The 14,681-nt window shown below is 62.5% G+C and carries 10 protein-coding genes and 2 pseudogenes; 6 read left to right on the top strand and 6 right to left on the bottom strand.

The features are described from left to right. Positions 1-93 precede the first annotated feature (93 nt). Both NYR55_RS04275 and NYR55_RS04270 read right to left on the bottom strand, forming a co-directional pair. Complete coding sequence (locus NYR55_RS04275; RefSeq protein ID WP_260019983.1) at positions 94-393, bottom strand: hypothetical protein; 300 nt, start codon at positions 391-393, stop codon at positions 94-96. Position 394: 1 nt separating this feature from the next. Next, entirely contained in the window at positions 395-667 is a 273-nt protein-coding gene (locus NYR55_RS04270) for a hypothetical protein (RefSeq protein WP_260019982.1), read from the bottom strand. Between the two features lie 89 nt (positions 668-756). Here NYR55_RS04270 and NYR55_RS04265 point away from each other — a divergent pair. From NYR55_RS04265 to NYR55_RS04255, 3 genes and pseudogenes are all read left to right on the top strand, one after another. Then, positions 757-882: pseudogene (locus NYR55_RS04265) on the top strand (IS3 family transposase); the annotation flags it as partial. Between the two features lie 103 nt (positions 883-985). Continuing rightward, positions 986-1,243, top strand: a complete 258-nt coding sequence (locus NYR55_RS04260; RefSeq protein ID WP_260019981.1) for a hypothetical protein — start codon at positions 986-988, stop codon at positions 1,241-1,243. A gap of 59 nt (positions 1,244-1,302) precedes the next feature. Next, positions 1,303-1,530 (top strand): annotated as a pseudogene (locus NYR55_RS04255) (transposase); the annotation flags it as partial. A 959-nt stretch (positions 1,531-2,489) separates the two neighbouring features. On the opposite strand, the gene NYR55_RS04250 reads toward NYR55_RS04255, so the two are convergent. Next, positions 2,490-4,268, bottom strand: coding sequence for a DUF6538 domain-containing protein (locus NYR55_RS04250; protein WP_260019980.1), 1,779 nt, complete (start codon positions 4,266-4,268; stop codon positions 2,490-2,492). A gap of 453 nt (positions 4,269-4,721) precedes the next feature. Here NYR55_RS04250 and NYR55_RS04245 point away from each other — a divergent pair, with 453 nt between their 5' ends. The 3 genes from NYR55_RS04245 to NYR55_RS04235 are packed head-to-tail and all read left to right on the top strand — an operon-like array spanning position 4,722 to position 8,286. Further along, positions 4,722-6,089 carry a B12-binding domain-containing radical SAM protein gene (locus tag NYR55_RS04245; RefSeq protein ID WP_260019979.1) on the top strand — a complete coding sequence of 456 codons (1,368 nt, stop codon included), beginning with the start codon at positions 4,722-4,724 and terminating at the stop codon, positions 6,087-6,089. After that, positions 6,086-7,366 carry a nitric oxide synthase oxygenase gene (locus NYR55_RS04240; protein ID WP_260019978.1) on the top strand — a complete coding sequence of 427 codons (1,281 nt, stop codon included), beginning with the start codon at positions 6,086-6,088 and terminating at the stop codon, positions 7,364-7,366. Before NYR55_RS04245 ends, NYR55_RS04240 begins: the two co-directional genes overlap by 4 nt. Then, positions 7,363-8,286 (top strand): glycosyltransferase family 2 protein, encoded by a 924-nt coding sequence (locus NYR55_RS04235; RefSeq protein ID WP_260019977.1) that lies wholly within the window; start codon positions 7,363-7,365, stop codon positions 8,284-8,286. Before NYR55_RS04240 ends, NYR55_RS04235 begins: the two co-directional genes overlap by 4 nt. A gap of 127 nt (positions 8,287-8,413) precedes the next feature. Here the strand turns inward: NYR55_RS04235 and NYR55_RS04230 are convergent, their stop codons facing one another. The 3 genes from NYR55_RS04230 to NYR55_RS04220 all read right to left on the bottom strand — a co-directional run bounded on the left by NYR55_RS04230 (position 8,414) and on the right by NYR55_RS04220 (position 14,645). Then, positions 8,414-10,873, bottom strand: coding sequence for a zinc-dependent metalloprotease (locus NYR55_RS04230; RefSeq protein WP_260019976.1), 2,460 nt, complete (start codon positions 10,871-10,873; stop codon positions 8,414-8,416). A gap of 90 nt (positions 10,874-10,963) precedes the next feature. Next, positions 10,964-11,713 (bottom strand): GntR family transcriptional regulator, encoded by a 750-nt coding sequence (locus NYR55_RS04225; protein ID WP_260019975.1) that lies wholly within the window; start codon positions 11,711-11,713, stop codon positions 10,964-10,966. A 70-nt stretch (positions 11,714-11,783) separates the two neighbouring features. Continuing rightward, positions 11,784-14,645 carry a TonB-dependent receptor gene (locus NYR55_RS04220; RefSeq protein WP_260019974.1) on the bottom strand — a complete coding sequence of 954 codons (2,862 nt, stop codon included), beginning with the start codon at positions 14,643-14,645 and terminating at the stop codon, positions 11,784-11,786. Between the last annotated feature and the right edge of the window lie 36 nt (positions 14,646-14,681).

Below are 14,681 nucleotides of genomic sequence, written 5' to 3'. Positions count from 1 at the left end.
GCGCGGTTTTTTTACCCGCCGGTGTAGGGCAAAAAATTTCAGGTTTGGAAATTCACTGCCCAGAGCAGTTTGCCGCCTGCGTGCTCGCCACTGCTAACGCCTTGGGTCTGGAGGCGCTATGCCAAGACCATCGTAATCAAGCGGCAAAATGGTCCATCCCTGCCGTGGATTGTAAATACCGATCCCTTCAGCGCATCGTGCGCAAGCTTCACGTTCATGGCGAACGCGGCCAAGCACCAGCCATGTGTCGAGCTCGGAGCCCAGCCATCCCTCCGGCATCAGCCAGAAGCGTTCGCCGATTGCTTCCCATATCTGGGCTGCGCGCCATTCGTTGGAGGCAAAGATTGCCGCTTGGTAATCGTCATTATCCCGGAAGAAATTGAGGACGTGCATGTTACCGGCTCCCGCTAGATGCAGATGCGATCGTCCAGCCGATTGCGGGATCATAGCTCCCAACCCCAGACTGATTTCGGGCAAGTGCTTCGGCAAGGTGCTGATTGTTCAGTCCAGGCCATCGTGGGTTGCGCTGCCGGACCTCGAAGTCGGGGACTTGTGTTCCCTGCATGGAGACGTGCCAGCCGGTGAACAAGGTCGCCGCTTCGTCGAATGCCGCGGCAAACACCGGGATCGTGGAGCCGTCGGCAGTGGTAATTTCAAACAAGTGCATTTCGTAACCTCGTCGTTGTTGTTGACGAGATCATCTTCGACCATCGAGCGGTGGGTGTCGGGTGGCTTCTTGCATGAGTGTTAGGGTCGTTCGATGCCAACTTCCGTGTCCATGGCGTTCGCAAGATCAGGCGGCAGTTGCAGCGCGAAGGTCTTTATGTCGCTCGCTGCACGGTTGCCCGATTGATACAGACGATGGGGCTGGCTAACGTGGTGGGGGCAATCTAGGTCGTGAACCCATAAAGCGAGGCCGCGAGAGGTGCGCTGGTCCGCTGCAACGTCATTGTCGCTAGCGCCGGCGGTGGGTTAGATGGGCGCTATGACGGTCGTTTATGATCTTTGGTTCGAGCGCGAGTATCCGGATCGTGAGGATACAGAGCTGCATATCGGTATCTATGCGACCGAAGCAGACGCGACCGAGGCGATCGGCCGTTTGCGGGATCAGCCAGGATTTCGAGACTTTCCAGAGGGGTTCAACATCTATCCCGTCACGCTCGGAGTGACCGGGTGGCAGGAAGGATTCGTGACAGAGTTGGTGCCGGCAAAGGAACGCGATGCGACTGATAGGCCAGCGTAAGCACTGAAGCTGGCGAATGGCGGCTTTCCTTACCTGTCGTGTTCTGATTCAGGCCGGGCATGAGCCGATATGACCTGACCGACTTCGAGTGGCGCGTGATCGAGCCGCTCCTGCCGAACAAGCCGAGAGGCGTGCCGCGCGTCGATGATCGCCGCACGCAGAACGGCATCTTCTGGGTGCTGCGCTCCGGTGCGCCCTGGCGCGACCTGCCGGAGCGCTACGGGCCGCGCACCACCTGCTACAACCGCTTCGTGCGATGGCGAAAGGCGGGCGTATGGGACCGGCTGGCCTGTCGTTTCGAATTGGCGACAACCGCGATGTTTTATGCCGGGCGAGTGAGAAACCGACAAACAAGCGCCATGACGTTAGTGAGCATTTTCCCATGCCGTCAGAGCCAGCAGAACGCCGCGACAGAAATGTCATCACATTCCAGAGCCTTAACAATCTCGGCGTGCACGGAGGAGCTAGGGTTGGATGACACAAGCCCGCCGGTCCCGCTGGGCACGCTTGGCTGAACATCCCCGAGAGAGCGGAAAAAGCCTTCGCTTCCGCGACGCCAAGAGGCGATCGACGCGGCAAGGGTAGGCTTGGACGTGGCGCGGGAAACGGACAAGAAAACACCGGAGTTGCGTAGGGGGCGGGGCGCTGCACCACCGAGGTGGTGGAAAGCGGTTCGCCGTTAGCGTCCGGCTTGGACGGCCCATGTCTTGGGCATGCCCTCGATGGGCAGGTCGATTTTGCCTTGCTGCGCTACGCGCCGGGTGGCTCAATGGTTTCCGTTGTGGAGATTGCCGGTTGCCGTCAGGCCGTGGCTAAGGATTTATCAAAGCGCACCGTCAAGGTCATGGCCGCAACCTTCTCAGTTAACCTCAGGAGGAGGATCGAACGCCAACAGCGCTGATGTTGTGGATTGTAGCATGGTTTTTCGAAAACACAAAATGAAAAGCTACTTACACTCCGAGAGGGTTGGCGTTGCCTGTTCCCATTTTTGATTTTTGTAAAAAACGAGACGCAGTCCGTTCTTCGAAGAAGAACACTTGAATGGAAGATTCAAGAATCTGATTCTGAATCAGAATCTAAGAATCTTATATATTATTTGTTTTATAGACGCAGGGGCGGGCGCAGGCGTGCGCGCGTAAACAGGTTAGGTTGAGAACGTCAACCCCCTTCGGCGTGTCTAAAAATACTGCCGAAATGATGCGCTCGGCGAGCAGAAAAACTGCTCGCCGACTGTCGTATCGCGCACCTATGCGGCGAGCTTCCGCGCATCCTCTGCGGCGATCAGATGATCGAACATCACGCCATCGAACCGCACCGCGTCCATATAGCCCTTGAGCATATTCACGGTGCCTTGGGGAATACTGCCATACCCGCCAGTCGTGGTCTTTTCGCTATGCCCCAGGCACACGGCAATCTGGGGGTCCAGCAGCTCAGCTTCGACGCGCAAACGGTCGGTGAGGGTATGCCGGAAGCTATGGGCACCGAAGCCATCGCCACCTTGAGCGTCGCCATCCTTAACCCCGATCGCGGCGAGATATTCGCGCCACCAGCGCGACGCCATACCGCTGATCTGTCCGCGCGCATTCGGCTCCAGCTCCGGGAACATCGGCGCGTCAAGATCGCTGCCCACGGCCTCAAGCCGGCGCTGGTGGAATGCGAGGAAGCCGATGCGCTCAAGCATCGGATGCACCGCCGCGAACCGGCTCTTGCCGCTCTTGGTCGTGAGGCCGTCCTTTTCCTCATGGCGGATATGGATGAACCACACCCCGAACTGCGTGTTCACGTCGCCAACGCGAAGCTGCGCAATCTCGCCGATGCGCGCGCCGCTGAACATGGCGGCAAGCGGCAGCCAGTAGCGCCAGTCGTCGGCGCGCATGGTTCCCGGCACATGCTCGCGATCGGTTGCGAGAAACCCGTTGAACAGCGGCGAGCCTAGTATTTTGTTGAGCGCGGCGGTGTTGAATGAAGGACGCCGGTTCTTCCCCTTCACCTTGGCATGGAACAGGCCGTCGCAAGGATTGCGCATGCCCGCCCACTTCGGCTGTCTCGCCAACCACTTGTATAGCGGCGAGATCGTCGAGAGGTGCTTGTTGATGGTCGTGTATTTGGTCTGCGGCATACCTAGGGCGCGTGCCGTCGCGGCAGCTGTGCGCATATCCAGGTCGCGCAGATCGCGCTTGCTCAACCACTTCGGCGGCAGGTGGCGCATGGTGTCGCGGTAGTCCGCCACGTCTGCCGGCGTGATCGAACGCACGTCGCGGTCGGCACCGACGAACGCCGCGAACTGCGCAAGCACCTTGCGGTCCTGATTGACCGTATCGGTGCGCTTCTCGCCCTTGGCTAGCATTTCTGCACCCCATGACTCGAATAGCTCAAGAAGCGTTTCGCCCTTTTTTGCTTTGGCTGATTCTCGCTCCCGGACGCGCTGCACGAGTGGGCTGTCTGTGACAGCTTCCACGTTGCCGAGGTTGCGCTGGTGCTGCTCTTGGAGGTCGGCAAGTCTGGCCTTGTTGAGCAAGTCACACAGCTTAGCATACCCCTCGCTATCCGGCGTTAGATCGACGCCCAAAACTTCTACTGCCGCGTCGGCCAAGTCACGCACCGGCTCATGGTCACCGGTGTTTGTAGCGCAAATCTGATCCTCAAGAGCTGCCTGTGTCCAAGCGACATGCGCACGATACATGTTTGGACCGCGAAGGGTGCGGCGACTCGCTTCCGCATCCTCTCTAGGCAGCTCGTAGCCAAGCACGACCGCGGCGTGCTCAAGCTCGGCTTCGGTCGGTAGGCGGCGAAATGGCACCGGTAGTTGTGACGAGGGAGCCGGCATCAGCCCCCAAGCTTCGAACAGTTCGGCGCGCTTCTTGCCAGCAAGCACGACGGCTTCGCGTGGGTCACAAGTGCCCAGGGTGCAGGTGTAGAGCTTCTTCCCTACTCGGTCTTGAGCCTCTTTAGGCACGGCCATGCGGAACCAGATGTTGCGGGATTCGGGACGGAGCCACAGGTAGCGGTCGGTGGGTTTCTTCATGGCAAAATAGTAGCCGAACCGGCTAAGAATATACAGTAAAATATACAGTTCAAAAGTCGATAATTCTCGCAAAATCGCGACTCACGGACTGCCCTATGTAAAGCGAGTTCGCAGGTTCGAATCCTGTCTCCCCGACCAATATCCCCCTTTTGTTGACGTTTTATCGCTGCGCGGATTCCGGTTATCGGGCAATGACGGTGGCGTCCTCTCCCGGCCCTTGGCTGGTCGCGTAATGCATTCCAAAATTGCGGCAAATCAGATAGCTGCTTCATATTGCATCTGCACAATTAAGCGGAGACGGACCTGTTGGACGCAGTGACCAGACGCGGAGCGAAGCGCCTTTCCGCGAGTGATGGAAAGCGCGTTCTGCTTGTTGATCTCAATAACTTTGCCTCGTTTCCGACGCTTGCCGTCGGACTGCTGGTCGCTGCGTTGCGTAATGCGGGGCACCGTGTGGACCTGCTTGTACCCCTCGCCTATGACGTCCCGGCCGCGGCGCGGGAAAAGCCCGATCGCCTGCATCACAAATGGATGCGCGCGCTGCACCTTTCGACTACGCCGGGCCTGATTGCCTTTCGCAACGCCATGCGGTCACTGTTTTACTGGTATCACCGGCGGCCCCACGCAACGGTCATTCGGGAAGTCGGGCGCGCGCTTGATCAGGGGCCCGACATCCTGTTGCTGTCCGCCTATCTTCAGCATCACGCCACCGTCGTTCGGCTTTGTCGCCTGGCGAAGGCGCGCAACATTCCGGTGCTTCTGGGCGGGCCGGCCTTCAACCTGAAGGGCACGACGCAAGCCTGGCGAACCATACCCGGATTGACCGCGATCTATGGCGGTGAGGCCGATCTGGCTGCGCCAGATCTCGTTTCCGCCGTGCTTGGCGGGGAAGACATGAGCACGATACCCGGCATCACCTTGAGCGACGGTCGCGGCACGCCCGCCGCGCCGCCCTTGCGCGAACTGGATCGCTCTCCGGTTCCGGATTTCACCGATTTTCCGTGGGACCGCTATCCCGTTCGGATCGTCCCGATCATGACCGGCCGCGGATGCCAGTGGGGCCGGTGCCTGTTCTGTTCGGATGTCGTGTCCGCGAACGGCCGGACGTTCCGCACGCGCAGCGTCGAATCGGTCCTGAACGAAATGCGGGAACAATCGCGGCGCTGCGCGACGACCAATTTCCTGTTTCTGGACCTCAAGCTCAATTCGAACCCCCATCTGCTCCGCGGCCTGGTGGAAGAGGTCCAGACGGCGGTGCCCGGCGCGCAATGGATCGGCACCGTCCATGTCGATCGGCGGCAGGACAACGGCCTGACCAGAAATGAGTTGCGCAGTGCAGCCCGGGCCGGAATGCGGCGGGTCAGTTTTGGCCTGGAATCAGGCAGCCAGCATATGCTCGACCTGATGGACAAGGGCTCCACCGTCGAGGGCAATGAACAGTTCGTCCGTCATGCGAGCGAGGCCGGCATCTCCGTCCGCTGCACGATGTTTCAGGGATTTCCCGGGGAAACTGCCGAAGATCTTGGGCGGACGGCAGATTTCCTGATCCGGAATGCGCGGTACATTGATCGCGTCCGGTTCAACGATTTTTCGATCCTTGAGGATACGCCGATCTGGCACAAGCTGATGGCCGATGGCGACCCCTATCCGGGATTGTCTGTTGACGGCGTCGATCAGCGCCATGCAAAGGCGTCCTACAGCTACAAGCCGTCACGCCATCCCGATTATCGCCGGGCGCGACTACGCGTGCTTGAGGCTGTGTACGCGATCAACCGCAGACCGCTTCGCGACGAGGCGCGCATGTTCGACGGGCTGATGTGACCAGCAGGGCCGACCGGTACGTCTCATCCGATCCGGTGCGCAGGCGATTACGGCGCCTGACCCGTTCCGAGGTGATGGAAGAGGCAGTTGCATTCATCCGGCAGTTTGCGTCCGAAACCGGCCAGAGCGAGCAGGCGGCCAAACAGCGGCTGCGCGACGTTCGTCGCAGCATTCGTCGGACGGGAACCTATTGGCACAGTCCGGAGGAACTTGCCTTTGGTGCGCGGGTCGCCTGGCGCAATCACGCCCGGTGCGCGGGCCGGCTTACCTGGAAGTCTCTGCTCGTCAACGACCGCCGGACGATCACTGATTGCGACGCCGTTGTCGATCAGACGCTGGCGACGCTGCGTCAGTCCTGTTCCGGCGGCGAACTGCGCTCTGCAATAACAATTTTCGCCCCGGCGACTGAATCATCGATGCCGCCAACCTTCGAAAGTGCACAGCTCTTTCGATATGCCGGATACATGCAGGAGCACGGCGTCGTGATCGGCGACCGGGCGAATATCGAACTGACACAGGTTGCCCGGCGGCTGGGATGGGAAGCCCCCCAGCAAATCACCGGATTCGATCTGCTGCCGATTGTCATGCGGACGGCCGATGGAATCCGCCATGCCTATGACATTCCGGCGGATGTCCGGCACGAGGTTTCCATCCGGCACAGCAGCTTTCCGGGGCTCTGCGACCTGGGGCTGAAATGGTATGCGGTGCCGGTGGTCACCAACATGGTGCTGACCATCGGCGGTATCGATTATCCCTGTGCGCCATTCAGCGGACATTATGTCGCCACGGAAATCGCCTCGCGCAATTTCATCGACCCGACCCGTTATAACCTGCTGGAAACTGTTTCACGGGCCCTTGGCTACAATCCCGACGAAACGGACGGTTCATTATGGAAGGATCGCGCGCTGACGGAACTGAATGAGGCGGTTCTTCAGAGTTTCCGACAGGCTGGCGTCACCATTGCCGATCACCACAGTGTCAGCGATCATTACATCACCTTCGCTCAGCTTGAGCATCGGGCAGGCCGCACGCCATCGGGCGAATGGTCGTGGATCGTGCCGCCGCAAGCTGCTGCTGCGTGCCCGACATATCATTTGCCGATGGTGAATGTGAATGCGGTCCCTAATTTCTATGTTAGCAGGCATACCGATGGTGCCAGCCTTGCGATTGACCGGACCAGCCTTCGCGACGGCAAGTGGCGTGCGCGGTATGAGCAGGCGAAACGGCGGTGGCGCCGGTGGCGCAAACGCCGGGATCGCATCTGGCAGCGAGCATGACCTTGCCCCGGTTCAGTATCGTCATTCCCCACCGTGATGACCGGACGGGGCTGTGCCGAACATTGGAGGCGCTGACCCGTCTTAACCCCACGCCATCGTTTGAAGTGATCGTCGCCGACAACCGATCGACCGGCGGAGTTGACGACGTCAGGGCTATTGCACGCCGCTTCGATGGGTTGAAAGTGACCGTTGTCGACGCGCCGGTTGTTGGAGCAGGGCCAGCACGCAATGCGGGCGCGCGGGTCGCGCAGGGTGACCTGCTTGCGTTTCTGGACTGCGACTGTCTGCCCGAATCCGACTGGCTGGCCAAGGCTGAGCGACTGCTTGCCCAGCCCGGGTCGATTGTCGGCGGCCCCGTGCTGGTGTCGGTTGCACCGGGGGCGGGCGACCGAATCAACCCGGCACAGCTGTTCGACCTGCTGTTCGGCTTTGACGTCGAACGCAGCTTTCGCCTTGATGGCCTGCTGGTCACGGCCAATCTACTGACATCGAAGGAGACTTTTCGCCATGTCGGGGATTTTCACACAGGGGTGTCCGAGGATCGCGACTGGTGCATTCGCGCACAGCGGATGGGATATGCGCCGGCTTTCTCGTCCGACCTGTCGATCAGGCACATTGCGCTGGACGACACGAGGCGCTTGCGCGCCCGCTGGCTGCGCATTGCGCGGGAGACCCATGTTTTTCATCGGTTGCATGGCGCAGGCCGGTCAAGCGGACTGCGCTATTGCCTGACTGTCACGGTTTCACCCCTTGCTCATGGCTGGCGTCTGTTGGGGCCAAAGGCTGCCGGCGTCCCCGCCTTGGTGCGTTGGCGCACGTTGCAGTTGCTGATCGGGATCAGAGCGGAGCGAGGTGCAATCGGCGTCGGACTGCTGCTGAACGACTGGCTGAGGGCGAAGAAGGTCCGCGGCGGGAGATAATAAGCACGATCGGGGATGGCTGAGTGGCGGCAGTCGACGTGGTCGCTCTGGCTCATCGGCTCCATGTCAGGCCACGCCACCCTTGCGATGTGGCATCATCACTGCGTAGCGGCGGGGATGCCGGGCGTCATTCCCCGCCGTCCCCGATCGGCATGCCGGGCGGGATGGGCAGCGAGCCGGCAGGGCTGGCCAGCATGGCATCAAGCGCCGCGCGATCCTCGATCAGCCGTGCCGTCGACAGTGCCCAGGCCCGATCGGCCGGGTCCTTGAACCGCGCCCGCTTTTGCATTGATGCCCAGTCGGCAAGCGCCTGGTCGATCTGTGCCGACGCCTCGCCGCCCGATGCGCGATCGGCGGCAGCGCTGGCCAGCGACAGGATGATGCGCGTGCCCAGTGCCCGGCGGATGGCAGACAGCCGGGGTGCGCCATCATCGGCATTGGTCAGCGCCAGCAGGCGGTTGGCAATGGCGCCGGCATCCGGCACCGCCGCGTCCTGCCGATGCTGATCGGTCAGCCGGGCAAGGCGTTGCGGCGCCAGTAGGGCGTTCAGCGTCTGCTGAGCTGCGACCTGTGCCGCGGCCAGCGGATCGAAGACGGCGTTGCCCGAACGGGGCATCAGTTCGATTTCGGTTTGACGATCCTCGTCGCCCGAAAAGCCCGCGGACAGATGCGGCACCAGCGTTGCAGGCACCTCAAGAAAGGCGGGGTCGAGCGTGGCAAGCAGCGCAGCGAGTGCCCGTTGCTGATCGCCGGCGGCCACCGGATTGCCCTGTGTCTGCGACGCAGCGCCCACCGCATAGGTGGAATGGACGCCGCCGATCAGCTTTGCCGCTGCCTCGACCTGATAGCGATGGACGAGCCAGATCGGCACGAACTTGCGGCGCAGATTGGCCACCGGTTCGTCCCGGGCAAGCGCTGACAGGCCGAACCGGGCCACCGCCGCCGATCGCACGGCCCGCATCCGGTCAAGCTCGGCCACCGGGTCCGGGCCATCATCCCACAGGCTGCCCCAGGGCTGGCTGGATGCGGCAGTACGCGCATTCTCGTCGGCCACGAAGCGAAGGCCGTCGCGTTCGGCCCGTTCCGCCTTGGCCAGCGCGGCCGCATCGGCATCGCCCGACGCCGGATCGCCATAGAGCCAGTCGATCGCATGAACGTCCCACCGGCCAAGGCCCACCCCATAGGCATCGGACAGGTCGGGCACGCCGTCCTTCAACCCGATGCGGGGCGCGGGATAATCCATCACCGATGCCCGGTCCTGCGTGCTGCCAGCAAAATTGTGGAGCAGACCGAGGGCATGGCCAACCTCATGCGCGGCCAACTGGCGGATCCGGGCGAGCGCGACCTGTTCGGGGTCGTTCGGCCCGCCCCGGCCCGTGCGGTCGGCGCCGACCAGCCCTTCGAAAATCAGCATGTCCTGTCGCACGCGAAGCGATCCGAGCAGAACCGAGCCCTTGAGGATCTCTCCGGTGCGCGGGTCAGTGACGGCATAGCCATAGGACCAGCCGCGTGTCGCCCGATTGACCCAGTTGACGACATTGTAGCGGATATCCAGCGGATCGACCCCGTCGGGCAGGATTTCGACTTGATAGGCGTCGATGAAGCCCGCCGCCTCGAACGCCTGTTTCCACCACGACGCCCCTTCGAGCAGGGCGGTGCGAATGGGCTCTGGTGCGGCATTGTCGATGTAAAAGACGATGGGCTTGCGCACGCGCGACCGCGGTGCGGCCGGGTCCAGCTTTTCGAGGCGAAAGCGGTTGGCGATGTTCTGCACGATGTCGCCATCGAGCGGGGCGGAGAAATCCAGGATCTGCGAGGAGAAGCTGCCGCCGCGCGGATCGAACCGGCGCGCGGTATAGCCCTGTTCGGGCAGGGCGATCAGGCTGTGGCGCACCACCAGCGTCACCTGACGCGGATCGGGCGCGATGTTGCGCACCTCCGCCCCCGGCGTCTCGCTGGCATAGGTCTGGCGCGCCTCGAACTCGAGGTTCAGCGGAAAGGCACGCACGGCGTTCGGATCGGCCGTGCTGAGGCCGTCGACCAGCCGCCATCCCTTTTCGCCGCTGCTGTTCAATTGCGCCGTGATGTTGCGCGTGTCTCGCGCCAGGAACGGTGCGATGTCGACCAGCAGGCGGCCGTCCGGCGCGTCAATCGCATCGCCCATCCAGAGCGTGGAGGTCGCAAAGGCATCGGCGGCTGCCGCCTGCTCCGCCGGCGATCCGGCAGCGGCCCGAAAGCGCGGGTTTTCCAGCTCGAATGCGACCTTCTTGCCCATCCGGCGGATGCGCAGCATCTGCGCCGGGCCGGGCTGGGCGCGGTCAAGGCCGATGGGCGCGGAGCCAAGGCCGGTACGCAGCGCGGTTGCATAGAGCATCCGGGCCACGACGCCGTCCCGCCCGGCGGCGGGCAGGGACAGGAGGATCCGGCCGCCCTTGCGATCGACATGAACGGGATAAAGCCCGTCCAGTCGTTCCGTGCCGGCAAGCAGGCCGGCCGCTGTGTTCGCATCGACCGCGGGTTCAGCATGAACAGGCGCGATTGCGCAGATCGCGGCAACCGACAGGGAAAGGGCGAAAAAGCGATTCATCGGCATGAGCCCCTGATGATCGATGAGATGGAATTGCGCCCCGATTGCCGGTGTACGCTGGCTAGTCCGGCGGCCTGTTCCGCTGTTCCGTCACGCCGGATCGCCGGGCAACAGGGGAAGCAGCGTCTGGGCACAATCGCGAAGATCCGCCCGAATGGCATTGCTTGCCCCCATGGCATCGCGGCGTTCCAGCGCGCTCAACACCGTCCAGTGATTGGGCATGGAATCGATCAGGCTTTGCTGATCCGGCATCATGTGCCGGACATAGGGACCGATCCGCAGCCACCGCATTTCAATGAAGCTCATCAACGTGTTGAGCCGGCTTGCGGCATAAAGCGTGCGGTGAAACGTCCAGTTGGCCGTCACATACCCCTCAAGATCGCCATTGTCGGCGGCGTGTTGCATCGCCGTACAGGCGGCCTGCATCACTGCTATCTCGTCCTGCGTGATCCGGGTGCAGGCATGTTCGGCCGCCATCCCTTCAAGCAGCACGCCGATCTCGACCATTTCCTGATATTCGGCCTGAGTCATTTCCGGGATGACGAGCGTGCGCTTGCCTCCGCGAGCGACCAGCGCGCCCTCGATTTCCAGCCGTTGCAGGGCCGAACGTGCCGGCATGGGACTGACGCCCAGTGCATCGGCAACCGCGCGGATGGTGATCGGCGTTCCGGGCTTGAACAGACCGCCCATGACCGCGCGGCGCAGCTGCTGATACACCTGATGCTGCAGCGTCGATCGGTCGACCGGTTCGAACTGCATCGCAGCCATGTCCGCCTCCGCGGGCAGTCGCTCGGCGATGGAGGACAGCATCTCTGTGCCTAGCGGATCGTCACGGGACATGGGCAATCGCTATCCGAAGAAAGCGCCGTTCTGGCCAAGGGAGTAACGATTGCCCATGCATCGCCAACTATCAGAAACGATGCGTCAGGACAGCCAAAAATGTCGTGCCGAGATTGGGATAGATCGACGCCTCGTTGATCCCCTGGTGGATGTTGAACGGTCCCTGTGGCGGTTTCACGTCGAAGATGTTGTTGATGTTCAGTCGCACAGAGCTGGTGTCTAGGACATCGATGTTGAACGACAGATCGTTGAACATGTAGTCGCCCGTCTTTGCCTCGTCGAACAGATCCACGGGCCGCCCGGCAAACAGATTGATCGACCCGTTGATGTCGGTGCTCTGGATGAACCGCGCGCGCCAGGTTGCCGAAAAACCGTCGATCGAATAGGTGGCGGTGCCGAGCAATTCCAGCTCTGGATCGCCCAGAAACCCTTCGCGCTTGTTCTCGGTGCGCGGATCGGTTGCGTTGGTCAGCTGGCGCAGCTGAAGCAGCCGGTTGCCTTGCAGGCTCAGCTGCATCCGGCCGGGCAGGGACTGGCTGAGCGTTGACAGCGCAAAGTCGTAGCTCAGCGCAAAGTCGATGCCGCGGGTCGACAGCTGGCCGACATTGACCTGCGTCGCGACGACGCGCGTGACGGCAAGCGTGGCCGGATCGCGGGTGATCAGCGCGCACAGCGGATTGGATTCCGGCGGTCCGTCCAGATCGACACAGTTGTTAAGGATCGTGCCGATTGGGATGGTGCCGATCGCACCGTCGATGCGGATGTCGTAGTAATCGACCGTCAGCGACAGGCCGGGGATGGACGGCGGCGCAATCACACCGCCGAACGTCCAGGTCCAGGCGGTTTCGACATCGAGGTTGGGGTTCCCGCCGACGCGTGCCGGCGTCGTGCGGCCATTGGTGGGCGCGTTGAAGTTTGCCGGAATGCCCAGGGCAGAACAATTCTGCTGCCGATTGGCGGTCTGGCTCACGACCGAAGCGTCGCACGGATCCTGAACGAAGACGAAGGTTTCGTTCGCCGGAGAAAACAGCTCGGTAATGTTGGGCGCGCGCACCGATTTCGATCGCATGGCGCGCAGACGCAGGCCGTCGAACGGCTCATAGGCGCCGCCTGCGTTCCACGATGTCTGCGTGCCGTTGATGTTGTAATCCGAGATGCGGGCCGCCGCCTGAAGCGTCAATTCCTTGCCAAGAGCGGAATCGCGCAGCACCGGAACCCGCAATTCGCCAAAGGCTTCCTTGACGCGGATGCTGCCGGACACCGGCGCTTCCTGCGGATAATAAGTGCGACCCGACTGGAGGGCGGCAGATGGCTGGGTCTTGGCGCGGGCATCGCGGGCCTCGACGCCAAGCGCCAGGGAGACGGGGCCGGCGGGCAGATCGAACAGCGTACCGTTGGCGCTGGCCCCCACCATCGCCAGCGACGCCGTGGAGCGATAGAAATCGTCGAAGCGGCTATATTCGATCCCGGCCGGCGTCGATGACGGATTGAACGGATTGAACGGCGCACAGCCATTGGCCCGCGCGGTCGCGCTGGCGCAGGCGGGCTGACCGTTGATCAGGATGACGTCGACCGATTCCAGAAACCGGTCCTGCTGCCGTCCATTGAGCAGGATCGTGCTCGACCGCGTATGGCCGTATCCGCCAAAGGCCTCATATCGCCAGTCGCCGAACAGCGTCCCTTCGGCCCCGGCGGTATATTGCTGCATCAGCCGGTCGGCATCGCTGCCGCGGCGACCGAAATCGTCATAGACGCGGAATACCGGAAACCGGCTGATGCCCGCGGCGGTTGCGGCCTTCCGGAAATCGGCGGGAACGAACGGGTTGTTCACGCTGATCTGCGGGGCGGCATAGACGAAATCGTCGGCCACCGGCTGCCAGAAGGACAGCACCTTGCTGCTCAGGACCCGCGCTTCCAGGAACAGCCGGGTATCGTCGGTGACGTCGAATCCGACATTGAACGATCCGCCCAGCCGTTCGATCGGCAGCGACAGATTGTCATATTGTTCGAAAAAGCCGCCATCGCCGCCGATCAGCCGACCGGCGCGATTGCCGATCTGACCGAAGTCATAGGGGCGGCTGGACAGGCCGTCGGGCGTGAACACGGTGTTGCCCAGCGTCGTGAAGGTGCTGGCGATCTGGGTCGGCCCGGCAAAACGGATGCCGGGACGGGTGATGAAATTGGGCGCGCCATCGGCATTCCCGGTATTGGCCGGATTGGCGATGGTGTTGATGCCGTTCACTGCATAGTCGCGCTGCGTCGACTGAACCCCCGCGACATTGTCGTAAAAGACATTGGCCGTCACATTGCCCCGGCCCCCGCCGAAATTGATGCCGCCCGTCAGGCTGAGGCCATAGGATTCGCCGTCCCCGCGCGAGGTGACCCCGCCAAAGGCGCGGGCCTGAAGCCCCTCGAAATCCCGCTTCAGGATGATGTTGACCACCCCGCTGACCGCATCCGCACCATAGACCGCCGACGTCCCGCCGGTGACGATTTCGGCCCGTTCGACCAGCGCGGCGGGAATGGCGTTGAGGTCGATCGCCGCAGTGAAGGGCTGACCGGCGACCTGACGGCGGCCATTGACCAGCACCAGCGTGCGCTGTGCGCCGAGGCGGCGCAGATCGACCTGGTTGAGGCCGACCGCCGTTGCCTGTCGCTGGGTGTTGGAATCATTCAGGCCGACGCCGATCTGGGGCATGTCGGTCAGGACATCGGCGATGTTCTGAAGGCCGGACTGTTCCACCGCCTCTGTCGTCACGGCGGCGACCGGCGCCACCGATGTCAGCACCGTGCTGGGCAGGCGCGAGCCAGTGACGATGATGTCCTCGGACGCGGCTGTCGGATCATCCGACGGGGCGGTTTGGGCCCAGGCGGGCGCGGCGCATGCGATGGTCAGTGCAACCAAAGAAACGGTACGCGAAAAGATGCTCATCTTGGCCTCCCTTTGACGGGCCCCGGCCGACCGGCC

Origin of the sequence: Sphingomonas sp. BGYR3 (assembly GCF_025153455.1) — a bacterium.
Classification (GTDB): domain Bacteria; phylum Pseudomonadota; class Alphaproteobacteria; order Sphingomonadales; family Sphingomonadaceae; genus Sphingomonas.
Note: the sequence above shows the minus strand (reverse complement) of the source record. Positions and strands in the feature narration are given on the sequence as shown.